At 52.7% G+C, this 24,970-nt stretch carries 21 protein-coding genes and 4 pseudogenes; 11 read left to right on the forward strand and 14 right to left on the reverse strand.

What is annotated here, in order from left to right:
- Window positions 1-176: 176 nt before the first annotated feature.
- Both K3T82_RS38870 and K3T82_RS38875 read right to left on the reverse strand, forming a co-directional pair.
- Complete coding sequence (locus K3T82_RS38870) at window positions 177-545, reverse strand: response regulator transcription factor (protein WP_220198881.1); 369 nt, start codon at window positions 543-545, stop codon at window positions 177-179.
- The gene (locus K3T82_RS38875; RefSeq protein WP_220198882.1) at window positions 545-2,944 is read right to left on the reverse strand and encodes a PAS domain S-box protein; all 2,400 of its coding nucleotides are present in this window, start codon (window positions 2,942-2,944) and stop codon (window positions 545-547) included. Before K3T82_RS38875 ends, K3T82_RS38870 begins: the two co-directional genes overlap by 1 nt.
- Window positions 2,945-3,319: 375 nt before the next feature.
- Here K3T82_RS38875 and K3T82_RS38880 point away from each other — a divergent pair, with 375 nt between their 5' ends.
- Entirely contained in the window at window positions 3,320-3,994 is a 675-nt protein-coding gene (locus tag K3T82_RS38880) for a hypothetical protein (protein ID WP_220198883.1), read from the forward strand.
- 301 nt (window positions 3,995-4,295) lie between these two features.
- Here K3T82_RS38880 and K3T82_RS38885 read toward each other — a convergent pair whose 3' ends face one another.
- Window positions 4,296-4,505 carry a hypothetical protein gene (locus K3T82_RS38885; protein WP_220198884.1) on the reverse strand — a complete coding sequence of 70 codons (210 nt, stop codon included), beginning with the start codon at window positions 4,503-4,505 and terminating at the stop codon, window positions 4,296-4,298.
- 292 nt (window positions 4,506-4,797) lie between these two features.
- Between K3T82_RS38885 and K3T82_RS38890 the strand changes: the two genes are divergently transcribed.
- On the forward strand, window positions 4,798-5,013 hold the full coding sequence (locus tag K3T82_RS38890) for a hypothetical protein (RefSeq protein WP_220198885.1): 216 nt from the start codon (window positions 4,798-4,800) through the stop codon (window positions 5,011-5,013).
- A 140-nt stretch (window positions 5,014-5,153) separates the two neighbouring features.
- Here K3T82_RS38890 and K3T82_RS38895 read toward each other — a convergent pair whose 3' ends face one another.
- Both K3T82_RS38895 and K3T82_RS48480 read right to left on the reverse strand, forming a co-directional pair.
- Entirely contained in the window at window positions 5,154-5,294 is a 141-nt protein-coding gene (locus K3T82_RS38895) for a hypothetical protein (protein WP_220198886.1), read from the reverse strand.
- Between the two features lie 1,157 nt (window positions 5,295-6,451).
- A pseudogene (locus tag K3T82_RS48480) lies at window positions 6,452-6,830 on the reverse strand (LLM class flavin-dependent oxidoreductase); the annotation flags it as partial.
- A 51-nt stretch (window positions 6,831-6,881) separates the two neighbouring features.
- On the opposite strand from K3T82_RS48480, the gene K3T82_RS48485 reads away from it, so the two are divergent.
- Window positions 6,882-6,980 (forward strand): helix-turn-helix domain-containing protein, encoded by a 99-nt coding sequence (locus K3T82_RS48485; RefSeq protein ID WP_307811332.1) that lies wholly within the window; start codon window positions 6,882-6,884, stop codon window positions 6,978-6,980.
- A gap of 20 nt (window positions 6,981-7,000) precedes the next feature.
- Here the strand turns inward: K3T82_RS48485 and K3T82_RS38910 are convergent, their stop codons facing one another.
- From K3T82_RS38910 to K3T82_RS38915, 3 genes and pseudogenes are all read right to left on the reverse strand, one after another.
- Window positions 7,001-7,396: a hypothetical protein gene (locus K3T82_RS38910; protein WP_220198888.1), complete on the reverse strand. Its 396-nt coding sequence runs from the start codon at window positions 7,394-7,396 to the stop codon at window positions 7,001-7,003.
- A gap of 227 nt (window positions 7,397-7,623) precedes the next feature.
- Window positions 7,624-7,998 (reverse strand): RNA-guided endonuclease InsQ/TnpB family protein, encoded by a 375-nt coding sequence (locus K3T82_RS50495; protein WP_420799393.1) that lies wholly within the window; start codon window positions 7,996-7,998, stop codon window positions 7,624-7,626.
- Window positions 7,961-8,791: pseudogene (locus tag K3T82_RS38915) on the reverse strand (RNA-guided endonuclease InsQ/TnpB family protein); the annotation flags it as partial. The pseudogene K3T82_RS38915 and the gene K3T82_RS50495, both read right to left, overlap by 38 nt.
- Window positions 8,792-9,818: 1,027 nt before the next feature.
- Here K3T82_RS38915 and K3T82_RS38920 point away from each other — a divergent pair.
- The 4 genes from K3T82_RS38920 (at window position 9,819) to K3T82_RS38935 (ending at window position 12,236) form a co-directional block, all read left to right on the forward strand.
- Window positions 9,819-10,097, forward strand: coding sequence for a hypothetical protein (locus tag K3T82_RS38920; RefSeq protein ID WP_220198890.1), 279 nt, complete (start codon window positions 9,819-9,821; stop codon window positions 10,095-10,097).
- A gap of 32 nt (window positions 10,098-10,129) precedes the next feature.
- A complete protein-coding gene (locus K3T82_RS38925; protein WP_420799394.1) occupies window positions 10,130-10,714 on the forward strand; it encodes an IS607 family transposase in 585 nt (194 codons plus the stop codon).
- A 1-nt stretch (window position 10,715) separates the two neighbouring features.
- On the forward strand, window positions 10,716-11,852 hold the full coding sequence (locus K3T82_RS38930) for an RNA-guided endonuclease InsQ/TnpB family protein (protein ID WP_220198891.1): 1,137 nt from the start codon (window positions 10,716-10,718) through the stop codon (window positions 11,850-11,852).
- 153 nt (window positions 11,853-12,005) lie between these two features.
- Window positions 12,006-12,236, forward strand: coding sequence for a transposase (locus K3T82_RS38935; RefSeq protein ID WP_236031827.1), 231 nt, complete (start codon window positions 12,006-12,008; stop codon window positions 12,234-12,236).
- Window positions 12,237-12,355: 119 nt separating this feature from the next.
- Here K3T82_RS38935 and infA read toward each other — a convergent pair whose 3' ends face one another.
- The 3 genes from infA to K3T82_RS38950 form a co-directional block, all read right to left on the reverse strand.
- On the reverse strand, window positions 12,356-12,595 hold the full coding sequence (gene infA, locus K3T82_RS38940; protein ID WP_220198892.1) for a translation initiation factor IF-1: 240 nt from the start codon (window positions 12,593-12,595) through the stop codon (window positions 12,356-12,358).
- A 21-nt stretch (window positions 12,596-12,616) separates the two neighbouring features.
- Entirely contained in the window at window positions 12,617-13,099 is a 483-nt protein-coding gene (locus tag K3T82_RS38945) for a pentapeptide repeat-containing protein (RefSeq protein ID WP_220198893.1), read from the reverse strand.
- Between the two features lie 401 nt (window positions 13,100-13,500).
- Window positions 13,501-14,091, reverse strand: a complete 591-nt coding sequence (locus K3T82_RS38950) for a DUF4291 domain-containing protein (RefSeq protein WP_220198894.1) — start codon at window positions 14,089-14,091, stop codon at window positions 13,501-13,503.
- 476 nt (window positions 14,092-14,567) lie between these two features.
- Between K3T82_RS38950 and K3T82_RS38955 the strand changes: the two genes are divergently transcribed.
- The 4 genes and pseudogenes from K3T82_RS38955 to K3T82_RS50935 form a co-directional block, all read left to right on the forward strand.
- A complete protein-coding gene (locus tag K3T82_RS38955) occupies window positions 14,568-14,999 on the forward strand; it encodes a nitroreductase family deazaflavin-dependent oxidoreductase (protein ID WP_220198895.1) in 432 nt (143 codons plus the stop codon).
- A 392-nt stretch (window positions 15,000-15,391) separates the two neighbouring features.
- The gene (locus K3T82_RS38960; RefSeq protein WP_220198896.1) at window positions 15,392-15,640 is read left to right on the forward strand and encodes a VOC family protein; all 249 of its coding nucleotides are present in this window, start codon (window positions 15,392-15,394) and stop codon (window positions 15,638-15,640) included.
- 433 nt (window positions 15,641-16,073) lie between these two features.
- Window positions 16,074-16,258 (forward strand): annotated as a pseudogene (locus K3T82_RS38965) (transposase); the annotation flags it as partial.
- Between the two features lie 688 nt (window positions 16,259-16,946).
- Window positions 16,947-17,375, forward strand: a pseudogene (locus K3T82_RS50935) (transposase); the annotation flags it as partial.
- A 447-nt stretch (window positions 17,376-17,822) separates the two neighbouring features.
- Here K3T82_RS50935 and K3T82_RS38975 read toward each other — a convergent pair.
- Genes K3T82_RS38975 through K3T82_RS38985 form a run of 3 tightly spaced genes read right to left on the reverse strand, consistent with a single transcriptional unit; the run spans window position 17,823 to window position 24,917 of the window.
- Window positions 17,823-19,157: a TIGR02679 family protein gene (locus tag K3T82_RS38975; protein ID WP_220198899.1), complete on the reverse strand. Its 1,335-nt coding sequence runs from the start codon at window positions 19,155-19,157 to the stop codon at window positions 17,823-17,825.
- 11 nt (window positions 19,158-19,168) lie between these two features.
- The gene (locus K3T82_RS38980; protein ID WP_220198900.1) at window positions 19,169-23,539 is read right to left on the reverse strand and encodes an SbcC/MukB-like Walker B domain-containing protein; all 4,371 of its coding nucleotides are present in this window, start codon (window positions 23,537-23,539) and stop codon (window positions 19,169-19,171) included.
- 13 nt (window positions 23,540-23,552) lie between these two features.
- On the reverse strand, window positions 23,553-24,917 hold the full coding sequence (locus K3T82_RS38985) for a TIGR02678 family protein (RefSeq protein ID WP_220198901.1): 1,365 nt from the start codon (window positions 24,915-24,917) through the stop codon (window positions 23,553-23,555).
- Between the last annotated feature and the right edge of the window lie 53 nt (window positions 24,918-24,970).

The following is a 24,970-nucleotide window of genomic DNA, read 5'->3' on the forward strand; positions in this document are numbered from 1 at the left end:
CACCGTTCCATTGGCTTGCGAAATGCATCAACCATTATCATTGCCGGGATCCCCCGATGACACACGACTAGTGGAACTTGGGTTGGCATCTCTCCGGGACTAGAAATGGACACCAAGTCCACATGGAGCTTGCTGCTGATCATTCCTTGCTTTCTTCAATCGCTGATGAGGAATCCCTACGAGAGAAGGTGCGTGACTCTTGCCAGGAACTCCTCAATATTGAAGGGCTTGGCAAGGAAATCATCAGCTCCCGCTTGCCGTACGGTTTGCTCTGCGCTTGGGTGCGCTGAGAACATCAGAACGGGAATATCTCGCGTATTCTGCTGGCTCTTGAGCCGCCGGAGAATCTCGCGTCCATCTTTGCCCGAAAGCAAGACATCCAGGATAATAAGATGGGGAAGAGTGTCGTCATGCAAATGCAAGAGGGCATCACCTTTTTCTTCTGTCGTGACTTCATAGCCTTCCTCTTCCAGGATAATATGGAGGGCCTCAAGAATATCGGGATCATCATCCACAATGAGAATACGTTGCATTGGATGTGGCATCACTCACCTCCTTTTCTCGCTGTCTCGTCTACTTGCGCCGTATGCTCTTTAGGCTCCATCAGAGGCACCGCAACAAAAAAGGTGCTCCCCACCCCCTTGCGGCTCTCTACCCATATGCGCCCCTGATGACGTGAGACGAGCTCCTGGGACAGATAGAGACCAATACCCAGCCCTGGATATGTTTTCTCTTCAGAGTCCGTAAGCTGATAAAAGCGCTCAAAAATGCGATGGTGATTGCTCGGGTCGATACCAATGCCAAAATCCTGCACGCTGACGATGACCTGCTTTCCCTCTTGGAAACGACGGATAATGATATGCTCGGCTTTGGGAGAATACTTGATGGCGTTGGTCAGCAAATTGATAAACACTTGCCCCAGCCGATCTGGATCCCCCATTACCCGGGCTCCTGTGTGCCCCTCGATGCGTAGCTGATGGCTTGTGGTGCTCGCCCGCACATTGTCCACGACCTCATCGAGCAACGCATCCAGATCCAGCGCCTCGATGCGTAGGGCAAGCTTGCCTGCCTGCATCCTTGAGATGTCGAGCAAATCACTGATGAGCCGAGTCAGTTTATCAAGTTGGGCATCCATACGCGCCAGGTAGGAGAGGGCTTGCTCGTCCCCCTGTTTGATCAAGCGGCGCTGTAGGACGTAGGCAAATCCTTTGAGACTGGTTACTGGCGTTTTGAGCTCATGGCTGGTGACACTGATAAACTCATCTTTCCGCTGCTCAACCCGCATGCGTTCTGTAATATCATGCCAGATAGAGATGGCCATTGTCACAGCACCACCTTGGGTCCGCACTGAACGGGAAATGATTTGCACCCACCGATCCATCCCTTGAACTCGGAGTGTGATCTGGGCTTCTGGGGCACCTGCCAGAACATGGCGGTGCGGAAGCGCATCAAGCGTGCATGGATGGCCTAGCTCGTCAAACAGTGGGAAGGTCGTCAGCAATACCTCATCTGTCAGCCCCAGCAACTCGTGGACTGATCTCACTCCACACATCTGCGCTGCGACCTCGTTGGCATAGAGGACACGATGATCCGGGGTATAGACGAGAACGCCATCCGCCACACCCTGCAAGATAATGTTGAATTGGTCACGGCTCTGTTGAACTTCTCGATAGAGCCGCGCGTTCTCCAGGGCTAAACCGATACGTCGGCCCACTTCCTCCACGAAAGCGAGATCATACGCGTTGTAGTGTTTCCCAGATGTCGTGCTTACCAGGGAGAGCACCCCTGTGATCTTCCCTTGTGTAACCAGTGGAACCAGTATCGCAGAGGTAGGACCCATCTGCCGGACTAGAGCCAGCTCTTCCTCGTTCCCCCTTGCTTCTCTCAGCAAATCATCGGTGATCTCAAAGTAGAGTTCTGCATGCCCGCTGCGAAGCACCCGCGCTGCTCCGAGCGACGCATGAGGATCGGGAGAGAAGCGCTCGTAGAGGGTGCGCACCAGGCATGCCTGCTCGGGATCGCTATGTGCAAGCTCGGCTAGCTCCAGGTGCCCTGTCGCATTCAGTAGCTCAATGGTACACCAATCGGCCAGGTTCGCAACCATCAGGCGTGCTATCTTGGTTAACAATTCCTGGGAATTAAGGGTAGAGGCCAAGACCTGACTAAGTTGTGCAAGCAACTGCTCCTGGGCTTCGATGCGCTTGCGTTCAGTGATGTCATGGGCGATGTCAGAGGCACCGATGAGCAGACCCGACCGGTCATAAATAGGAGACACAACGACGGAGACTGGCACGAGTGTGCCCTCTTTGCGTTGCCTGACCGTTTCATACAATTCGACCCGCTCGCCCCGACGAATACGTTCCATGATCATCTGAGACTCCTCCTGACGATCAGCTGGAAAAAGAAGGGTGATGGATTGACCCACGACCTCCTGAGCGCTGTAGCCATAGAGTAGCTGTGCCGCTCGATTCCAACTGGTGATGATACCCTCACTCGTTTTCCCAATGATGGATGTATCAGCGGATTCGACGAGAGCCGCAAGCTGGAGGCGAGCGCGTTCTGCCTGGCGGCGTTCGCTGATGTCGCGGGCGATTTTTGCCGCTCCAACAATCGTCCCGTTGCGATCTTTGACGGGGGAAATACTTAAGGAAACTTCAATCCTGGTACCATCTTTGCGCTGGCGAACCGTTTCAAAATGTTCAATGCGCTCGCCCCGACGCAACTTCGTAAGGATTTCCTCTTCTTGAAAGTGCAATTCCTCTGGGATGAGGAGGAGAATCGATTGCCCAATTGCTTCCTGGGCGGTGTAACCAAAAAGTGACTCAGCGGCTGGATTCCAGCTGGTAATAATCCCTTCAAGTGTTTTACTCACGATGGCATCATCAGAAGACGTGATGATAGCCTCATAGATTCCCAGTTCTTCCAGGGGGTGCTGTATATGCATAATAAGGCTTTCCTGAGCTAGTTATTCCTATGTTTTTTGGCGAAGGAGCAAAAGGTGTATGAAAGACAAGCGGTCTTTGCAATGATAAGTGAGGCGGCGCCAGAAGATAGATTGATATGAAAGAGAGTACTCATAGAGCAGCAAACCACTTCACCACCTTGCAGAACAATGACAGAGAAAATCCGTGACTGTTCTTCTACTCCTTGTATTACTCATAAACAACTATACCACATACATGTCGATGGAGAGGAAATATATGGATCTCTCGTTTTCCGTCTGATACCTTTTCCTGGACCAGACAGAAAACCTGATCTCGCCCTCCAGATCACTCCCCCGCATCTTCCCTTCGACAATAGTATGGCTCCAGGGGTCACCTTGCTGCACTTACCTGATGGCGCGATGGAGCTGCTGGAGAAGGGAACCTGGTCGATCCGTAGAAAAGATGACACCGTGATCATAAAGATGGCAGCGGGCAAACGCATCACTATCGAGGTCCAAAAGTCTCGCAAAGACTTTAAGTGCCTAGAGCATCGCGTGGAAGAGCCTGGGCGAAAGGCGCAGTTGGTCCAGATCGACGAGGATGTCCTCATCATGAGCCGCTGGCTGCCAGCGGGACACTACCAGGTGGAGATCAAGCGCAAACTTCCTGGTGGTGTTCGCTTTCATTATGGGATCAAACCCGCCTATGATGAAGAGCAACTGCTTCATGATCTAGAACACAAGGGCTTCTTTTCGGCGCGCCCGTTTACCGTGCGACGCCCCTATGGTCCCAGTTGCGATGCCTGTACGGCAACCTTGTATGTCTCGTTCTGTCGCGTCTATGGGCCCGGAGCAGGTTGGCTTGTTTCGGCAAGCCTATCCACCTGCTCCGGGGCACCATTCATCGATCCACCCTTTCCCCTGCTGGAGCGTCTTGCGCGGTGGGAAGGTATTTCTATGCCCTCCGTATGGGGTCGAACCCATTTTTATCATCTCTTGCGCTTGCTCAAGCTACAACCACAACTCGTCACACGCCTCACCCAGACACTCATTGGCAAACGCCTACGATGACATGCATCTGATTTCTCCATCCATGAGTGGCAAAATTGCTCATTGAACGTCGTCTTCTATCTCATTGCTCCAATGCTCCTTCCTCTGACGAAAAAGCAGGAAGGAGCGCTGAGCATTGTCGTTGCATCACACGAAGAAAGGACGCTTTTGATGTCCGAAAAACAAGTGTGCACAGCCGCGCCGCCAACACCGACGCAGCTCTCATGAAGCATCGCAACAGTTAGCGACCTCATCAGGATCAGAAAGACCACCCTCACCACCACCAGTCGCCTCTGCCACCTCAGACCAGCATCCCTTCTCCTCATTGCTGCTTGCCATCCCGTTGTAGGCTGCGGTGCCACTTCGCGTTCTCGCTTGCTATGACCGTGGAGGGCCAACCAGTGAAGACCTGGTAGCCGCTCGGCAGTATGGGGATGTGCTGGCCGCACGAGGGGACAGGGTATTGTTTCGCAGTGAAAAAGAAGGCGCGTACAGCGGCACTGTTCAATCTACTTGCCGAATCGATAGCCATCCTTGCCTTTGTCCCTGAAGGCATTCCGGATCTGGCTTACTCTTGGTGATAAGATCTTCAATAGACTGTTAAACGTTGAAAATTTGAGCACAAACAATGGGAAGGAGCGATAATAGAAGCTCATCATTCACCAAATTTGAGCCTGATCCACATTTCAAGTTATTTACCATTTATTTCTGACGTTTCTTTTGCCTTATGGTAAGGTAGCAAGCGTGCTCATGGTCTCTCGCCAAACGCGTGGTCATGCGTCACACTCATGACAAAAGTCTGGGGATTATGAGGTAAGGGGAAGGTGATCTGTCGCACAGAATCTCTGATCGTTTGGGAAATGAGCGAGCAATTACCAAGCGATCACCCATGTATGCAAGCTCATCCAACGCGGGAGGCTTCTGATCCCGCCCGATCTCGGAAGATTGAGCAGATGCAGGGGCCACAATCAAATGGACTATGTCAAATGCATCAAGGGATTGAACAGGTTCTGAGCACCTACACGACCCCAACCCTTTGATTCTTGACGCAACGCCTGCACCCATGTTGTGAGCGCACACGCCGCCTCTCCATCGTCTTTCCTGCTTTCATCAAGGCGATACGCAGGATTAGTTCAGCTTCAGCGATCACGTGTCGCCACAGATCCGCCTTTTTTTGGGATCACAAGAGAGGCCACGACCAGCGATCACAGCGTGCACGCCTCACCTCGCCCGTTTTCCGATGAAGAAACCGATGCCGTAGCGCCCAGGCATCAGGGCAGGCATACAGCGTATCGATCCCATCTTCCAAATGCCAGTTCACTCGCTCCTCAACAATCGGGTATACACATGGTCTCATCGCCCCATCGTTTTCGCTTCCTCTTAACTACATCACACAAAAAGCGTTGTATACTTGAGCTAATCAAACGTATAAGTACATAAATACGGATTCATGAGGTTCACAATGCCTATCCAACCATTCGCATGTGCGAATGAAATTTATTGTGTATCGGGAGAGAGAGATGGAAGACAGGAGATATAGCCAAAGACCACGTATTCCGGAGCAGTACCTTTTCTCACGTATTGTCCCACTGACGTTCCTCTTAGGGCTTACGTGCGGTCTGATGATATGGTTCCTAGGCACACATGCATACAATTTCATTCGGTCAGGTTTTAGTCCCCTAGCTCCTCCCAGCTTCGTTTGGCCGCTTGATGCGCTCCAATTCATAGTGGAAGGATCTTTCTTCTTTCTTCTTGGTGCAGTCAACAACTCAAACTCACAATTCCTCAATGGTCCACAATGGAAGAAAGACCGTAACGCTTTCTTAGTATCCATTGAGCCTGTGTGGAGGTTCGTTAGCTTTTTATTCATCGGCTCAGGGATGTACTTTTTGATTGTACATCCTCTGCATTTGGCTTTTACTGAGCTTAAAGGATCATCGACGCTTGAACTCGTCATTCATATCTATCTCAGCGTACTTTATATACTCGTAGGCCCTGGCATTCTCAGTTGGTATGTATATGTTCGTGACAGACGCAGTGCAATACAAGAAGAATAACCACTTTTTCTATGTGTGTGAGTTCTCCTTATGAGGGTCAAGTGAAGACCCTGGCGCGTGGGCTATCAGCGTACGCGTCTTCGCTGCATCGCGCTGCACGCTCTCGCCGCATCCCGAGTACGGCTATGTACGTTATGGTCGGCTGAGGCTTCTTTCGCCAGTGAGTGACCCTATGCAGGCTGATCGGTGCCTTGAGGGCATCTGTGGGCTCTTTATGGATGTATTGCTCATCTCCACGCCCACCCAACGCCTCTTCAAAAAAGAGCATGCAACACTGATAAGGAAGATGAGTACTCGAAAGAAGGGGAGGATGCTCAGGTGTGGTGTTCATCATTGCTTTTGCGCGTCGTATAGCCACAAGCGGGTAGCATTTTAAGGAAGCATGGCTTGGCAACACGATGCAAGCCCCGCGGGGAGCGGCGGACGCGTAGCACGCATCGGCGTATTGGGCCACCAGCTTCAGCGTCACCTGCTCGCCACTTCCGCCGACGAGAAGCGGAACATGGGGTTGCTGCACACCTTTGGGCTGATTGCTTACTTCGTGCAGCGTCCCCACAAAGGCTGCTTCCTCCTGGGTCCACATGACCAGAATCACCTGGAGGGCCTCATGCAGAGAGCGTAGTCGCGTTGGGGCATCGAGGTATTTATAAACCATAGGCTCGATACTCGTGCTCGTACCAGCCAGCCCTAATGCCAAACGCGAACCGTCAGTGACTAAGAATGTCGACCGTACTGGCCATTTTGGCAAGCAATGCCGGGTGACGATAGCCATTGTAGGTGACCATCTGGCTGATGCGGATGATCTCTCCAATACGCAGATTGCTGCGCGCCTTGTGATCAGTGAATGCACCGTGAAGAGTCATGTCAACAATGTTCTCTCGAAACTGCATATTGGGGATCGCACCCAGGCTGCTATCTATGCCTGGCGTGAGGGATTTATGTATCATTGATCCTCACCGGCTGACTCACACTATATTCTTTGGATTGTGGAGACCACTTGCCTTGCATATTGTTCAAGCAGTTCTTGTCCATGAGCGTAGTAAATGGCTTTGCTGTAGGTACCATCAGGAGCAACAATTCTTGCCTCTAGCTGCTCATCGTCGAGAAGCTCAACATAGGTCGTAGCCCCCGTTGCGTGGCGGGTAAACGGAATCTCTTTTGGAGAGGAACGTCGATAGGAATGGGTGCTCATGATTCTCAGCGAAAGGTGCCCGGTTGTGGCCGGGTACATGATGGCGCAGGCAAGTTCATAGACATAGGAATCCGATTCCCGTACGCGTTCTTGCAGTACACACTCATACACAATGTGAATGGCTGGGTTGTTGGATGGTTCCTCTGAGAAAGAGGTCGTAGGCGTTTCGTGCAACAAGCAATAACTCACTTTCTAAGGCTAGCAAACATTTCAGCATAACCAAAATCCCTCATACTATAGCAACATTCTTTTGCTACACCGTTCTCCGAAACTGACCCAAACGTGGACAGGCCACATTTCGTGTTCGGTTCCTGCTTCAATGCAGAGAGCAAGCCTTTCGCTCGTCTTACCCCTGCTCCACAGGCGTCACTTCCCGCAGAACGTGCGGTACGCTGTTTTCATCAGGCCAATGCCACCAAATTTCTGGCGGCGTTAGCGTCTCGATCTAGGACACTTCCACACTCCAGGCAGGCAAAGACCCGATCAGAGAGCGTCAGCGCCTCATTGATCCAGCCACAACACGAACAGGTTTTTGAAGAGGGTTCCCAACGGGAAGCCAGAACCACCTTGATCCCTGCCTGTTCTGCTTTGTAGAGGATCTGCCGCTTGAACTCGTACATCCCCACATCGGCGATGGCTCTGGCCAACCTGCGGTTCTTGAGCATACCTGCAATATGCACATCCTCGAGGACGATCACACGAGGTCGCTCTTGATCGGGCGCGGGTTCTCGCCACGATCTGTGCGGTCGCTTGGTGCAAGGCGTTCTGGCGAACATGGGCGATACGAGCGTGCATCCGAGCAAGTCGCATGCGTGCTTTCTTGCGATTGACACTCCCTTTGTGCTTGCGACTGTGACGTCGCGAGGCTCGCTTGAGGGCGGTGATCTTCTTGCGCAACGCCTTGGGATTCTCGAAGGTCCGTCCATCAGAAAGCGTTGCCAGCATTTTTCCCCCCAGGTCAACGCCAATGGCTTCGCCTGTGGCTGGTCGTAGACCTTCTTCTTCCTCTCCCAGAAGTGGCAAACCATCTGCATGGGACGCATGGTGCACACAGATCGACACAGACCATCTGCCTGCTTTCTCGCTGATGGTTGCGCTAGTGATCTTGACAGTGGTGGGCAAATAGCCATGCTCTTTGAGCCGAAGGACTCCCAGGCGAGGAACCTGGATAGCATCATGAAAGACCCGAATGGTGCCGGTGAAGCGGCATCCTCCAATGGCTTTCTTCCGGCTTTTGAAGCGGGGATAGCCACACTTTCCTTTCCATGTGCCCTCTTTCTTGATCCGGCACTTGCGAAAAAAGTGTTTGAAGGCCTGATCCAGATCGCGTAGCGCCTCCTGGAAGGCGCATTTGCTGACCTCATACGCCCAAGGAATCTCACTGTGCTTCAAAGCATTGATCTCGCGATGCAGATCAATGGCGCTTGGGGTGGGCTGACCTGCTTTGTAGCAGGCTTGCTTACGTCGCAAACCATAATTGTAGGCCCAACGAGCGGCTCCAGCATGTTTGCGGCAAAGCGTCTGTTGGGTGTTGTTGAGGTCAAGTTCGACCCGATACCCACGTGCCATCTGTTTTCCGCCTCCTCTGTATCCAAAGTAGAACAAATAGACCAGAAAACTATCGCTGTTGCAAGAAGTTAGAGTCAAATAGGCACAATTGTGCCTATTTGACTACATATGTCTAGAGAACATAAAACTAACTACACCCTATCATGGTAGAGATTACGTCTCTTTTCATGTGCTCGTTTCCTTGAGTAGTTTCGAAAGGCAACGTAGCTAAATGTGCCAAGAGCAAGCAAAAGGACGAGTAACAGAAGAACAAGCGGTTGCATCATGGCCTCCTTTTTGCGATTAGCCAACACTTCCAGACATTTCCAATTGGATCAGGCGGTTCAGTTCGACTGCATATCGGAAATCTGCTCAACAACCTTCTTACTCAGTCTCCGCTCAGGCTTAAAGACATATTTCCAGTCATATGGAAGCCGAAAGTATATTCCTGCTGTTGCGAGCCGCCTACCTGCGTATTCATCTGCATTCACCCTATTCCATAGTATTCTGCATAGAGAAATGTTTCTTGACCTACTCGATATTCATGTATTCGTATCGTATGGTAAGGCTATAAAGCGTCTTTAGGTGCTCTCATGGGTGTACCTCACGCTTTAGGGCTTGCCACTCGATATGATATCGAATAAACATATATCCAAAAGAGGCAGAAAAGATGGTAATGCAGAGCAACAGAGGGATGAGTGATTGCATGATGTGCTCTTTCTACTGATCTCTCTCTTCTCTATATGTATTACAAAGATCGCCAGAATAGGCGAAGGAAGGCATGAATGTGTAAGAAGGATTATTTTACGTGGAACCCATCTCATGAAAAGGATTGCCAGGTATTCATTGTACATTATTTTTAAAAAAATTGCAATTAAAAATGAAAGACAGTAATTGAAAGTAGTTTTGAATATTGTTGAAATTATTAAATTATAAAAGTAAATGCCTGGCTCCTTGCTTGTCGGACACTTTTTAACGCTCAAACGTCTCATGATGTCATACCGCTTAAACGTGCACTAGCTGCCGATAGATAGTAGTCGCATTCCTCATGACGGCGAGGCCCAAGCCCAAGAAGGAGGAGGCTGGTTCCGGCGAAAGGCGTTCCACCACGGGTGGCATGGTTGGGGTGGGTGAGCGCTATGTGCCCAATGGAGCAGCAGTCAAGAGTGGCTTGAACAAAAGCATCTTGGACGCGGCGTGGAGCCTCATCACGTTGTGTGCCTGCAAAGTGGCAGAGGCTGGCGGTACACTGGTGAAGGTGGCATCCCAGCAGACGAGTCAGGTGTGTAGTGGTTGTGGGGTTCTAAATCTTTATAGTGAATATTGACAGACATAGACAAAACATGCTAAAATATAGCTATGAAACTCAGTCAGTATGCCAAACAGCAGGGGGTTTCCTACACAACAGCCTGGCGGTGGTATAAAGCTGGACAACTTGATGTCTATCAAACGGCCACTGGGACGGTGATTGTGCGTGATCCGATCCAGGTGACAGGACATGTTGGGCGCATTGCCCTCTATGCCCGTGTCTCTTCTGCTGAGCAGAAGGAAGATGTAGCGCGACAACTGGAGCGCTTGCGGTCCTATGCGGCGGCTCGTGGCTATCAAGTCGCCAAAGAAGTGATCGAGATTGCCTCTGGGCTCAATGACCATCGCCCCAAGCTTTTAAACCTCTTGACCGATACGAGCATCGGCACGATTATTCTTGAGCACCGCGATCGTTTAACCCGTTTCGGCTACCACTACATTGAACAACTCCTTGCCGTGCAAGATCGTCACCTTGAAGTGATCTTGCCAACCGATACCCAGGATGAATTGGTCGATGACTTTGTTGCCCTCATTACCAGTATGGCGGCACGCATCTACGGGCGGCGCAACTCCAAACGGCGAGCAGAGAAGATCAAAGCATGTGTTGAGCAAGTGATGAAAGAGGAGGATGTGTAGGATGCTCCTCACTCGAGGCTACCGAGTGGAATTGGATCTGAGTGACGCGCATATCACAGCCTGTCGCAAACATACTGGTGCGGCTCGCTGGGCGTACAACTATGGCTTACGTCGCAAACAGGAAGCATACCGGGCAGGCGAGAAAACGCCCACGGCCATTGACCTGCATCGAGAGATCAATGCCCTCAAAAAAAACGAGATTCCTTGGGCGTATGACGTTTCAAAATGTGCCATGCAAGAGGGATTGCGCGACCTGGACAACGCCTTCAAACACTTCTTTCGCAAGTGTCGCTTGAAGAAAGAGGGCACGTGGAAAGGCACATGTGGCTACCCCAGGTGGAAAAGCAAGAAGAAAGCCATTGGCGGGGCACGCTTTACAGGAGCCATTCGCGTGTATCCAGATGCAGTCCAGTTACCTCGTCTGGGACTGCTTCGGCTCAAAGAGCGTGACTATCTTCCCATGAATGTCAAGATCAAGAGTGCCACCATCAGTGAAAAGGCAGGACGCTGGTATGTGTCCATCGTAGTCCAGAGCGAGCAACCCGAACCACCACAAGCGACGGGCGCGTCTCTTGGGGTCGACCTAGGGATAAAGACACTCGCGGTCGTTTCCGATGGACGTGCCTTTGAGAATCCCAAAGCCCTCCGTAAGAAGATCAATGCCCTGAAACGCGCCTCACGTCGGCATGGGCGCAAGAAGAAAGGCTCAAAGAACCGCGACAAAGCGAAACAGCGCCTCGCACGGATGCATGCGCGGATTGCCAATGTGCGCAAAGACGCTTTGCATAAAGTGACCTCAGCTCTGGTGGCGAGAACCAAGCCAGCGAGCGAGCGTCCAGCGTGCATCGTGTTGGAAGATCTCAACATTTCAGGCATGCTCAAAAATCGCAAGCTCTCGCGTGCTATTGCAGATGTGGGAATGTATGCGTTCAAGCAGCAAGTGCTGTACAAGGCAGCGCTTGCTGGGGTGCAGGTCAAACTGGCTTCACATTGGGAACCCTCATCCAAGACGTGCCACCTGTGCGGGTGGGTGAAAGAGGACTTAACGCTTGCCATTCGCATGTTTGTGTGCGAGGATTGCGGTCTAGTCATGGATCGGGACTTGAATGCCGCCTACAACCTTGCCGTACTCGCCTAGCAGCATGGTTGCATGTACCGTAAGTTCTACGGGAACACATACGCCTGTGGACATCATGTCAGACTGAGGATGCTCAGCAGTGGTGGTGGAAGCAGGAACCAGACATCAGATGTGGCCTGATCCTATTTGTCTAAGTTCTGGAGAACGGTTCTGGTGCCCAAAGACCTCTCGGTGCGGTGGCATTCCTGCTCGCGCTGTGGTGCTGAGCTCGACCGAGATGAGAACGCAGCACGCAACCTGCTGCGTCGCTATGAGGAGCAAGGACCACTGCTCACGAGCAAGAAACGCATGTCCACCCGTAGGGTGGCTGGGGCGGGAAGCGCCCCACAATGCTCGGCTGCCTCTTCTCAGGCAACCGAGCGCTGTCGAAGCTCTCGCCTTTAGGCGTGAGGTACTTCACTATTCATCCACGCTCTTCTATACCAGAGTTTTTGGAGCACCAAAACAAGCTCACGGAAGAGAGACTTGGAGGGAGAACAATGGCGCTATCCCTCACTTGCGATTTAACGGGGGGCGCGACTTCCGTTGACACGCCAAGTAATTCGACCTCGTGTCAGGTCGTAAGGTGAGAGCGCCACCCGCACCATATCACCCGCCACAATGCGTATATTCGATTGTCGCAAACGTCCGGCAGGTACCGCTATTACATGATGCTTCTCATCGATTTGGATTTTAAACGTGGCACTAGGAAACACTTCAACGACTTCCCCAACAACCAAAATTTCATCTCTATCTTTAGCCATACTATCCTTTCTTTGCAGTGCTCAGTTCAGCACTGTCTCTTCAAGAACCGCCTTCTGTAGATTTGTCTGGCTGAGATCTGTGTCACGCAGGTTTGCTCGATACAGCAGCGCTCCATTGAGATCTGCCCCATCCAGGTTGGCACGACAAAGATGCGTACCGCTCAGGTCCGCGCCACTGAGATTGGCCTGACTGAGATTGGCTTTGATCAAATTAGCCCGATAGAGATCAGCCCAGGTGAAATCTACGCCGTTGAGGTTAACTCCACTCAAGTCAGCATTACTCAAACAAGCCCAAGATAAATCTGAGTGGCTGAGATCAGGCAGAATATTGGGATGCTCTTGCCTCCACTGATTCCAGACATGAACACTTTGCTTGAGAAGGTCAAGATGTTGCTGATTTGCCAATTGGTTTCCCTCCGAATGTGTCTCTATAACATACTGATGGTCTATCCCATTCAGCTTGATAGGAAGACAACTTTCCCAGACGAGTGAGTAGAACAACACGCTTACGCTCCTCACATTGAGCAATACACATCAGGTCTGCAAGAGGAAGAGCGTGCTCAGGCATTCGTTCTATCAGAAAAAGAGTGTGAACTCGCAAGGGGTAAGAAGTACCAAAAAGAGCACAGAGAGGTGGTACAGCAAAAGAGGAAGATTGAGAATTGCTCTGTTACACAATAGCCTGCTGGGTGTGCGAGACCAGGAGGCGTATCGTATATTGCTGCCCATGCTCTGAGACATGTGCCAACACAATTCGTCCCCTTTCTTCATGGCCGAATGAGCATCCAGCCTTTAATGATAATAGGTGTTGGTTGCTGAACAGATAACGAGAGTATAGCAGCCATAGGCGCCAATTACAATGGCCCCTGTGAGCGAACTTGTATCATTGCTTCTAACAAGGAGTTCTACCTGATGCCAATCTGTCGGGCAAGAGCTGGCTTTAGCGGATAAACACGCTCTTTTGGAAGAAACCCCCTGGCTTTTGCCTCCTGCCCTTGCCGCAGCAATCCATGTATCTTTCTCACTAAAGGGGTTGCATCTTGTATCTCAATGGTCCACTCATTAACATATTTCTCAATAATATGGCGGCTGAGACCAACCTGAATACTGTTGACAGGAAGGCTTTTCCCACGGAGCGTTCTTTCTGGATCCCATTGGACATGCACCAGAGCCTTCTCAAACTGAGCGGCCCATTCGTCAGGATGGCGGTAGACTTGGGGATCGTAAGATGTCAAAACGGCTTGCGAGAGTGCCTCCTCCCATCCTCCTCGCGTGATGCGAATGGCAAGAATCATTTCCTGGCCAGATTTTAACCCCCACTGACTTCTATCCATTAACCATAAGAAGGAGGGTTTGATCCATGTCATTCTGTTGAACGAAAAAGGAGGGACAAACCGATTGTTTTGTAGAGCAGGAAGAGCAATAGCTTTTGAATAGGCCTGGTACATGATAATCGACCTATCATCGTAATGAGCGCGAATTTCATTGACATTCATACATCTCTTCCTCGTCGCGAAGTCACTCGCTATAAATCGATCTTTTGAGCGGGTGATAGGTAATCATTCTATCTGAGAAACCGATAAGTCACAAGGGCTGATCAAAGAGAAAAGCCATCTGGAACACCGATCGAGAAATCAGGCAGAGCCCTGAAGCTTAGCCAAAAGCTGCAGAGAGCGGGCCAATTCCATGCAAAGGTGGACGACCGTGCAGCATTGTAGGCCGAAGAGATGCTTGCGTTCCTAAAGGTCGTATGCCTGCTCGGCTTGGTTCCGTCATCATATTCAGCTTTTTTCCCTCTTGACTTCAAGTTCACTTGAACCAATATACTCCTTTGGATGGAACCGAAAGAAACGTCATCAGCCAGTATCTCCGCGTTACCTCGCGGTTCGCGGAGAGAACTTGAAAGATCTTATCAAATGATGGCAATGCACGACTACGATCGCCATCGTTCGATGCATGAGAGGAAAATGATATGGCAGAACCGAACTTTCACTTTAATGATTGGAATCGGCGAATCATCGAGGAATTTCGCGCACATGGGGGCAAGGTCGGAGGACCGTTTGAGGGTGTGACCTTGCTTTTGCTGACCACCACAGGCGCGAAAAGTGGGCAAAAGCGCATCAACCCACTGACATACCTTCTCGATTGCGAACGCTTGTTTATCTTTGCCGCCAAAGGTGGCTCGCCGACGAACCCTGACTGGTATCACAACCTGCTCGCCCATCCACAGGTGACCGTCGAGCTTGGCACAGAGCAATTCGAAGCCACGGCAGTGCTTCTTGAAGGTGAGGAGCGCGACCAGATCTATGCCAAGGAGATGCAAGCTCATCCAGGTGCTGCTGACTACGAGAAGAAGACGACTAGGAAGATCCCGGTCGTGGAGCTTGTTCGCCGCAAGAGCTGATGGTAATGCAGTCTGTTCATGTTCATTCCAGATGAAATCCTTGAGCAATCTCTTCGCTAGATGTGTTGAGGCAGAAGAGGGATATGTAGTTTGCCAGCGAGTTTGTCCTCAGACGGCGCTTTATGGATCAAAAAACAGTTGGACGATTGATGAGCCAAAACTGCGAAGTGGTCCACTGGCTTGATACGTTGCCTTGTACTGTAGAGCTAAACTGGCCTATTCGGCGCGAAGCTCTTTCGCTAATGCAGAGAACGAGAACGAAAAGGGTTTCAGATTTTGTCCTTTGGTACAGTAAGGAATCTCGCCTTTTGTACAAAGAAAGCCGGCTTGTGAGCTTCTATACTCAACTGTGTTGGCGAAAAGAAGCTCTGTATAGAGAGGAAGTAACAAGAATGTTTAGTACAGGTCTGACCGAAATCGTCTTGATTGTCAAAGATGTGAAAGCCGCTGCTCGTTTTTACCGGGAAGTGGTAGGACTCATTCCTCAACGTGAAGCCGACGATCAATGGGCTTGGTTCTTTGCTGGCAAGCCTGAGAATCTCCAGCGCCTTGCTCTCCATAAAGGCCCATTGCTCTTTGAGGAACACTCTCCCTTTCCAGAAGGTTCATTATGCTTTCTTTGTCCCCCACGAAAAGCTTGAAGAAGCAGTGTCTCATGTACGCAGGCACAACATCGAGATCTATGGGCCAGTTCACTTTGACTGGAAGAACGTTTTGTCCTACTACTTATACGATCTCGATGGGAATCTGCTAGAGCTCTGGTCACCTCAGCCAACATCTTAACGGTGGAGCCATTTGCATCAACAAACAAACCCACCAAAGAACCAGTTTATGTGTCACGGGACAAGACAAACAGGCTGTCAAATCACAGGATAGCTGTTTCAAACGAGCGCAAGCTTGTGGGGTAATGACAGGAGCTGGCTCCACGCCCCTACAAGCTTTGCCGTCCCATCTGAGCTTTGAAAAGCAAAGGAGCACTGCATGCGCCCCTTATCCTGGCATCCTCCAGTTGAACCATCATCCCTTGAGCAAAATATCATCCTACACATCAAGCGAGCAAAGTTGTTTATCTTTCTCCGACATCACCGCCATGAACTCTTTGATGACGCTTTCCAAGAAGAACTGGCGACGTTTTATGCGCCGCGTCTCCGTGGACAGTCTCCCATTCCCCCGCGCAATTAGCCCCGGCAACCATTGTTCAAGCATACACGGGTGTCTCGGATGATGAAGTCATTGAAGCAACGCTCATGGATCGGCGCTGACAATTAGTGCTCGACTGCCTGGATATCGATAAGCCGTTATCCGAAACTGACCCACATATGGACAAGCCATATCTGGTGTTCGGTTCCTGCTTCAACGAACAACCTGCCTGGTTTCCCAGGTCTTACAGGATCTCCACAGGCGTACATTCCGACGTAACTCGCCGTACTAGCAATGAGTAGAGCAGATGAGTCAAGGGCCTTAAATGTCTACAAATGGCAAGAAATGTTCATAGTTCAAGAAGCTATGATCACCCCCATTCAGCAAAGGAACCCTGGTAGCTTTTCGGAAGCGTCTCATCGAAGCACACGTGGATCGCCGACTCATTGAGCGAACCATCGAGCTTGCCAACCAGAACCAGGAGTTTGGTTCACGAGCATTACGTGCTGCCCTGGATAGCAGCCCATTATGGGAGCCGGACGAGTCGAGGATACGTTCAATTTGGTAGGACACGCACTCAAAAAGGTTCTGCGCGTGGTAGCTGATCAACAGGAGCGAGATCTGGTCGAGGTAGCGAAGGAGGCAAAAGTAGAGTTGATTTGTGAAAGCAGCCTGAAGGCGGCGTTGGACCGTGATTGGGATCAGCAAATCCAGAAAGACGAGGCGTTGGGGATGGTTTTGAACGTGTTACAAGCTGTGGAAACCTGGGTACAGACCCTGCAACAGGAAGATGCGCAATTGGCTCAGCGGTCTCTTTCAGTTGCACAACAGATCCAAGCGCAAGATGTAGAAGTCAATGAGCAGGGAAAAGCAAGTCTGATCAAAGGCATGGCAAAAAATCGGCGCATCAGCGTCGAAGACCCTGAGATGCGTCATAGTCGCAAAAGTCGCAGTGTGCGTGTCGATGGATACAAGCGGCATGTGCTCCATGACCTGGACACCGGCCTCATCCGAGCCGTAGGAATCACTCCAGCGAACTCGCCCGAAGCCAGCGTGACCGAAGCTATCAGTGCAGATTTGGCTCAGCAAGCAGCTTCCTTGGAGGAACTGCATATCGATCGAGCGTATTTGAGCAGCCATCTGGTTCGTGAGCGCGGCGACGACCTGGAGATCTATTGCAAAGCCAGGCCAATTCCCAATGGCAAACGCTTCCACAAGCAAGCTTTCACCCTGGATTAGGAACGACAGATCATTCAATGTCCCGCCAAGAGAGTCTAGTTGGCTGACACCTTGGGAAGAAAGGGTTCTATCAGTTCCCATTGGGCATCTGTGACATCCGATGGATAGGCTTTAGTTTGCTCGTCTCACACGTCACATTGGTCCTTTTGGCTCATCTGTTCGGGGTTAAAACAAGTTTCTTGAAGAGGAGACAAATATCTCTTTCCGTTAGCATTTGTTGCTCTTGCGTTCGTCCTTCATTTCTGCTATAATTACTCCTCGTACGGTGAGTTACACCGGAATGCACGCCTGTGGAGATCCTGTAAGACCCGGTAGATCCAGGCAAGTTGTTCGTTGAAGCAGGAACCGAACGCGAAATATGGCTTGTCCATATTTGGGTAAGTTTCGGATAACGGTTCGTTCTCCTTTCTTCTATCGGCTACTCTTCGTTCTTGGGAAAGTCTCTCAAAGCGGATCGGGAGCTGGAGTGAGCAAATGGGTAATGCCCTCCTGATAGGCCCACTGACCCTGCTCTTGCATCTTGCTAACGACAGGAGCGAAGAGAGAGGGAAGAGTCTTCAATTGGGCCAGCTCGCCAGTGGGGGCTGCCAGTCCTCCGGCTTGCAATGCGAGCATATAGGCTTCAGGATCGATATGCCAGGGGGAGAGGCGCTCAGTGTAGCGTGCTAGGAGATGGGCTGCGATCTGTAGTCCCTTCAAATCGAAATCGCCGCTGTAATAAAAATGGTGGTCAGGTGAGGCAACGACGAGCAGATCGAGCAGCGCTGTTGCCGCGACACTGGGCCAGCCAGCGGTGCAGATCAGGGTTGGTGGCCTCTGGGTGTTGCTTAACCTATCACTCATCTCCTCAAAGACCTGGGGATTCTCAATAATGTAGGTGTTCGTCGTGGCGGGCCAGGCGCTATGCCACGCCAATATCTGGCGTAAGGGCAGAAGGAGGACGCGCGCTCCCGCCGCCGTGAGAAGTGGGTCTGGAGTGCTATCCATAGACACTGCGCCTCCCAGGTGAAAGACGGCAACGCTCGACGAGATGGTATCGACCTGGAGCCCAACGTCTGCGTAGAGGCGCAGCTCCGCTTCTCGGTCCTGTGCAGGGAGGGGCGCTGAATGTTCCGTCAGATCATGAAGGGCCAGCAGGAGGAGGCGTCCCGCCGCGCGGTTGGGATCGAGCATGTGGGGATCTCCACTTGTCCTTTGCGCAAAGAGCGCCAGGCGTTGTGGGGCTTCGCGCCCTGGCAGCTCGTCAAGGATGCGCGCGACATAGCGTATTGTCGTGAGCTGGCGCTCTTGTTCCCCGTGCTCAGCGTTTTTGGCGCGCGAGAAGAGCCAGGTCAGCCCGTGCACCCCATCCTCAAGCCAGGTGCGCCCACGACCCTCTGAGGGAAGATGTGCCGTGAGCTCCTTCAAGGTAGTCTTAAATGTCTCATGGTGGGCGGCGCGAGCGGCGCGGTGCTGTGGACGCGTGATCAGAGACGAGGCCGGGAAGCTGGCCGCGAGCAACTCGGGGAGCGTGCAGGCGAAACCGCTTTGCCTGAGTGCTGTATCGAGATCCCTGAGACGGAGCTTGAGGAGGCCAGGGGGATAGGCTGGTTTACCAAGAAAACTCGCGATCTCACGCCGCTCCTGGGGCGTGCTCTCCTCCAATACCACCTGTCCTCCAACCTGTCCCTGCTCAACATACTTCTGGCGCACAAGCGCGAGCAGGCGCGAGAAGCCCTCTTGGGTGAAGAAGGAGACAGCCCTCTGGACGTTTGGATTCTCGCGCGGTGCTTCTGACATCTCTTGCCTGCCTATTCTGCTGTATGATAGTGCTTATCGCTCCAGAAGGATGCCGAGGCGGTCGCTACGGACGAGCCCTTTTGATGGATCATCAAGTAGCGGGCGCTGGCAGGGATGCGCGAGCCCTCGCCACTGACCTGAGGTCCCGTCATGATCCATTGGAAGTCCTGTGAGACCAGGAACTCCATGATCCGCTGGGTATTGGTCGCGCTTACCTTATCAAAAGCCTCGTCGAGTGCCAGCAGGCGCGGCGCACCCGGTGCGGCATTTCTGTAGAGCGCGCCTAGAGCGGCGAAGAGAGGAACATAGAGCGCGAAGAGCTGCTCGGCACCGCTTCGTGTTCCCGCTACGCGATCTGTCAGGCGTTGACGTTGCCCCCCTGTTGGCGTGACCCAGACATCAAAGTGGAACCACTCACGATAGTCAAAGATTTGCTCCAGTGCCTCAATGAAGTTCATATCGGGCGCTTCTTGCTGGCGCAGGCGCACCGCCTCAATTTCGCGCCGGAACGCGCCCATGAGCGTCTCGGTCTCTTCTTGTGTTAATGTCTGTGCTGGTTTGCGCAGGAGGCGGTGGTGTTGGGCAAGCTGACTCCCCAGCGTAGTTTGATCGTACTCGGTCGTGGGCTTCCATTGGAGAGCGTAATGCTCGCCGATCATGGGCAAATTGCTGAGCACGCTGTTAATCTGTTGAATCCACTCCTCAGCCTCAAGAATATGGGTACGAATGGCCTCTGCGATCTCCTGCAGCAGGAAGTCCTCAAACAGTTGCCGCTCCTCTTCGTCGAGCAGGGTTTCTTGCATCTCGATGCGTTCACGTAAGATTGTCAGGAGCTCGATTGGGCGACTCCTATGCTCGTTCAGGTATCTGATATCCCCCTGATCATCGAGATCTGGCCCATATTCGAGCAGGATGGGCTGCTCATGATTGAACGTGCGTGAGAGCGTGTTAAAGGCTTCGCGATACGCATTCTCAAGCTGTTCTTTGCGCGTCGGAATCTCGCTTTCCGCAAGATCTCCTTGCAGTAAGAGGCTTGTGGCTGAGAGCGGATCGACCTTCTGAACTGCGATCAGCTCTTCCACAGGATACATCTGGAGCAGGTCCAGGAAATGGGTCTGCTTCTGGGTGCGCTCCTCCTGGGCAAGCTCCAGGTAGGCTTCTCCTTCTGCGAGATTTCCTCTAAAGTTCTGACAGCGCTCGTCGGCGCGCGTGAACTTCTGTTTGGTTTCATCGAGCTCGGTCGTGAGGAGTTTATCGCGCTCATGCAGTGAGTGGAGTCGCTCGCCGAGTTCCTCGGTATTGGTATGTGAAGTTACACGTTGAAATTCTTGCATCTCAGCCTGGGCTTGTAGGGCCTGTTGCCGTATATTGTTATACAGGCGAGTGGTATTGGCTTCGTTGTCCCTCGCCTTCTCCAGAGCGGCAAGGGCCTGGCGATGTTCCTCCCAGGTATGCGTGATGCTCTGGAATTGTGTTTGTAGGGCGTGCGCCTGGTTCTTCAGTTCTATGATGCCGATGAGCGCACTCTGGACGCGACGATGATCATTGACGAGCGGCTGGAGGCCCCGACTCTCACGCTCTAATTGCGCGATGATAGTGTTGTAGCTCTGACGTGCCTCCTGCGTCTGCTGGCGCGCCTTCTGATAGCGCCCCCTTGCCGTATCGAGTGTCTGACGGGTCTGGACGAGCTCGGGGTAGAGCTCAGACATACCGCTCTGTGGGAGTGCCTTGCGCAGCCGCGCTTGCTGCTCTTGCAAGTGCGCCAACTGCTTCTCATAGTCGAGCAGGCGAGTAGTATACCAGTGCAACTCCTCTTCTAGCCTTGCTCGCTTCGCGTCCAACTCTTCCAGTTCGCGCTGCCTGGTGCGCAGGCGTGTCTCCTGACCGATACACTTCGCGAGCCCTGGACCAGCGTGCCCTGTGAGGAAGCCATGTGTCCACATTCTGTCATCATCGGTGCTATAGAGTACGCTCATTCTGCTGTGAGCTTGCTGCCCCAGTCCCGCGATGATCTCGTTGGTGAGGGTTTGCCAATCGATCTGGCTTTCTCCAATACTCATGTCGAAGCACAATGCGCTGCTATAGTCTGTTTGCTCCTCCAAAGGCTGCAAGCGTGAGATGTCCAGGCGACAATCGCTGAGAGCTTCGTGAGCCAGCAGGGCGTCGGCGGCACCCAGATGCTCGGGAGCGATGACGAGAGCATCAAGCAGTCCTGCGTCTTCCAGGGCATATTCAATACGCCCCTGTTTCTGCCCATCAAGATCGGGCGCGAAGGTGAGCAGGCTATACAGTGGACGCGCTATGATGCCTTCTTCCGCCAGGCGCGCGCGTGCGCGAATGTGGCGAGGGGAGCGTGGAGGGGTATACTCAGGTTCTGCCTGCTTCTGCTCATAGAGGGCCTTGAGGTCTTCGATCTCACGCATCCGTCCACCGGTAAGAAGCTGGAGCTCATTCATCTCATCCTGAGTCAGGTCGGCTGCCTCAACTAAGTCACGCTCAAGGCGCTCAATTGTCTGGCGATACTCATTGAGCAATGACGCGAACTGCTCAACCAGGTTTCCGGTATTCATCTCATCTTCTTCTCGCATGTCGCTGTCTTCTTCAGGCGCAGGCATGTCGAGAGAATAGTCCTCGCTGTGGTGAGAGGGACGGAATTCGGCGAGTGCTTGATCGAGCCGCTCCTGCGCCTGCCGGGCCCGGTCCTGGAGTCCCTGAAGGTGGCGGCGCGCGTCATCTAATTCTTGAAAGCGGGTTGTCTCAAGTTGGCGTGCGTATTGCACCTTGCTGTCCAGTTGCTCCCGTTGCTGATGGAGCGTTTCAAGACGATGAAGCCAGGCAATACGCTCATCTGATTGCTCTCCAAGCATGGATGCCACACCCAGGGGAACTTCAGGTGTGGCTGGCGTCTCAGGAGAGAGGGCGGTGATCTGGCTGATAGCGCTTTCTAGTTGCACAACGGCGGTTTCCCAGAGTGCCTCGTCGGCAGCGATGCGACGCAGGGTATGCAGGCGGGTTTCGCTTTCCTCCTTCATCTTCGTAAAACGTACACGTTGACGGTAAACTCCTTCAGTGCTGGCCTCGATAGAGTGACGCGCTGCTTCAAGACTCTGCTGCTGTAGATGCATTTGTGACGTGACCGCTTGCAGATGCTCGCGACCTGCAGCCAATTGCATTGCGACCTGCAGCCCCTCACTGGCTTCCAGGGCCTTGATCTGTCCATGTATCTGCTGCTGCTCCTCCTGGAGCGTACGCGAGCGCTGCTCAGCGTCGTTGCGCTCGCGCTCGGCCCGCTCGAGCGAGCGGCGCATACTCGTCACTCGTTCCTGGGTGGCGTCCGCGATCCAGTGAACACCTTTATATTCGCAAGCGGCCAGTTGCGCGCGAACAGTGGCGAGGTGCTGTTGTGCCTGATGGGTGTGTGTGGCTGCGCGAAAGGCTTCCTGGACGCGTTCAATCTCGCTCTGGATGGCGTCGATGCGCTCAATGGTGCCAATTACGCGCGAAGTGGTTTCGCTCGAAATCTTGCGCAGGGACATCTTCAGATAGTCATTGACACGCGAGAAATTCAATTCCGTGCTCAAGTTAGGGCGGCGAAGGATCAGAAGAAGATTGATAAGCTTCTCAAAGTCTTTTACATCATGGAAGCCGAAGAGGTAGCGCGCGACCTGCCGTTCATACTCTGCCTGGGTCTCGCAGACCATTCCATGGCCCTCAAGCACCTGTTTGAAGCGCAGGTGATCGTAGGCGCGTTGCTCATGGCGGTTGTTGGTTTCATAGACTGTGTCGAAATCATAGCCCAGCCGTGAGCCGTCGGTAATCAAGAAGCGCAGGGGTCGAATACGCTCGGTTGTATTGGCATTGCCCGCGATGCTCAGGCCAACGGTCAGGAAACGTGTGCGCTCTCGGTCCCCATTCTCCCAGCGCTGGCGCAACTCGTCCGCAATTGGAGGCGCATCAGGGTGGCACCATTCAAACTCCAGGGCGATATAGGCCGTCCTGCGCTCATGATGGTACGGGGTGGCTGAGTCTGCTCCACCAAGGACATAATACTCGATGCGTCGCTCACGGCCCCCGAAGGTGTCGAGGCGATTGGGGCGGAGGTCTCCCTCTAGAGCAAGTGGCAGGGCGGCTGTGAGCACCGTTGATTTGCCACTCGCGTTCTCTCCGGCCAGGAAGAGGCGACCATGTGGAATCTCGAACTCCTGGCGTCCATAGAGCCAGAAGTTCGTCAGGATGACGCGTCGCAGACGATAGCCCTTTGGCCCTCCTGCCTGCGCCTGTAAGATTTCGACGAAGCGGGTGACCTGGCGTGTAAGTATATCTTCAGAGGCTTCATCCAGCGTGGCCGACCACGCGGCAAGGGTATCAAACGTTTCTTGCATAGGGTCGCTTTCCTTACTCTAATCCCGGTAGACTTGTGGCGCTTACCTTCATTGTCGTCCGTCTCGTGGTTGTCTTTCCTCGTCTATGGCTGGAAGTCGAGGCTTCCTGGGCGGGCTTCTCATAGGTGGCGGCATAACGCGCTGCGGTGGGCAAGATCAATATCTGCCCGGTCTCATCGGGTCCACGCAGCAATCCGACCTGCCGCATTTTCTTGTACACCTCTTGGAGCAGGCTGCGTGAGCTTTTATTGCGAGCCTCATTGCCCCAGTGCTCTCCATGTTGTTCGCGAACGGTGTAAAAGAGGTCTGTCATATCCTCGATTGTGATGCGCAGACAGCCATATGCATCGGGAGGGCTCCAGGAGTGTGTCTCGACCCGGTCTCTGATGGCCTGACAGAGGAGAAGCGCGATCTGATCATTGGTGCCATATGGCGTCAAGGCCGTGATGGGACCCGTTGCCATCCCGCTTGCGCGGACGACACAGGCATAGTCGCGTCGTATATCCAGTAGCCAGCCAAAGGTATCCAGCAATTCGTTGGCGATGTGTTCCGCATGAACGCGTAATTCGTCAAAGGCGTTGGGATCGTCGAAGCGGAAGATGGCTGGACCGAGCAAGAGCGCGCGCCAGGCCCGCTTCAGCGGCGACTTCTCAGGCAGGTCATGCAGAACGTTCGGTTGGAGGGTCATCGTTGGATCTTGCAGGCGAGTCATCATGCATTCAATCGCGTGTGGATGGAGTGCTGCGACCAGCGAACGTGCTGCGGAGGTGAACTCATACAGGACATCGGCAGTATTGGCCTGCTCGACCCATTCCCTGGTCTGCCCATCCACCAGTTGGAGCCCGCCCAGCTCTTCTAGGGAGTGAAGCGCGCGCTGCATACTATAGCGATCGCCTGACCTGCGGAAATCGAAGGGTTCCTCACCATCCAACCCTAGCGCCGACTGTTCCTGGATCTGCTCTGCGACCTGGGAGAGCAAGAATTGCTGCTCGTTACCGCGGCCTGTTAATTGACGATTCTCGGAGTACCAGAGCAGCCATGTCAGGCAGGCAAAATCCTTTGGCTCCTTCAAGCGGTCATACAGATAACCAGGTGTTGTTGCGCTCAGGTGACGCTCAAGTCGAACGAGACCACTATGGCGTTGAATACGCCAGCCTGTATGTTGGTCATGCCAGCTTTGCAACGTATGATAATGATGCTGTACCAGTCGAAAGAGATCCCCCTGTTTGGCGAAGATGATCTCTTTCTCCAGCAAAGCCACATGGGCTTTGAGAAGATCCGCAGTCATGGTTGCGTGCCGAATCGAGGTACGCTCCCGCTGGGATGAACGTGTTTCTGGCACTCTCGCCTCGTTTCGCTGAACCTCAATCTCTTGCATTTCCTCTATCCTGCATGAACTGAAACAAACTAGGCTTCTCTGAAAGGCCTGAT

This window comes from Ktedonospora formicarum, assembly GCF_016587355.1.
Lineage (GTDB): Bacteria > Chloroflexota > Ktedonobacteria > Ktedonobacterales > Ktedonobacteraceae > Ktedonobacter > Ktedonobacter formicarum.

What these genes read in the sequence shown, in the direction of transcription:
- K3T82_RS38870 (WP_220198881.1), bottom strand. Translation starts at nt 545, where the DNA reads ATGCCACATCCAATGCAACGTATTCTCATTGTGGATGATGATCCCGAT.
- K3T82_RS38875 (WP_220198882.1), bottom strand. Translation starts at nt 2,944, where the DNA reads ATGCATATACAGCACCCCCTGGAAGAACTGGGAATCTATGAGGCTATC.
- K3T82_RS38885 (WP_220198884.1), bottom strand. Translation starts at nt 4,505, where the DNA reads ATGGCTATCGATTCGGCAAGTAGATTGAACAGTGCCGCTGTACGCGCC.
- K3T82_RS50495 (WP_420799393.1), bottom strand. Translation starts at nt 7,998, where the DNA reads ATGTTCGCCAGAACGCCTTGCACCAAGCGACCGCACAGATCGTGGCGA.
- K3T82_RS38920 (WP_220198890.1), top strand. Translation starts at nt 9,819, where the DNA reads ATGACGGCGAGGCCCAAGCCCAAGAAGGAGGAGGCTGGTTCCGGCGAA.
- K3T82_RS38925 (WP_420799394.1), top strand. Translation starts at nt 10,130, where the DNA reads ATGAAACTCAGTCAGTATGCCAAACAGCAGGGGGTTTCCTACACAACA.
- K3T82_RS38930 (WP_220198891.1), top strand. Translation starts at nt 10,716, where the DNA reads ATGCTCCTCACTCGAGGCTACCGAGTGGAATTGGATCTGAGTGACGCG.
- infA (WP_220198892.1), bottom strand. Translation starts at nt 12,595, where the DNA reads ATGGCTAAAGATAGAGATGAAATTTTGGTTGTTGGGGAAGTCGTTGAA.
- K3T82_RS38950 (WP_220198894.1), bottom strand. Translation starts at nt 14,091, where the DNA reads ATGAATGTCAATGAAATTCGCGCTCATTACGATGATAGGTCGATTATC.
- K3T82_RS38955 (WP_220198895.1), top strand. Translation starts at nt 14,568, where the DNA reads ATGGCAGAACCGAACTTTCACTTTAATGATTGGAATCGGCGAATCATC.
- K3T82_RS38960 (WP_220198896.1), top strand. Translation starts at nt 15,392, where the DNA reads ATGTTTAGTACAGGTCTGACCGAAATCGTCTTGATTGTCAAAGATGTG.
- K3T82_RS38975 (WP_220198899.1), bottom strand. Translation starts at nt 19,157, where the DNA reads ATGTCAGAAGCACCGCGCGAGAATCCAAACGTCCAGAGGGCTGTCTCC.
- K3T82_RS38980 (WP_220198900.1), bottom strand. Translation starts at nt 23,539, where the DNA reads ATGCAAGAAACGTTTGATACCCTTGCCGCGTGGTCGGCCACGCTGGAT.
- K3T82_RS38985 (WP_220198901.1), bottom strand. Translation starts at nt 24,917, where the DNA reads ATGCAAGAGATTGAGGTTCAGCGAAACGAGGCGAGAGTGCCAGAAACA.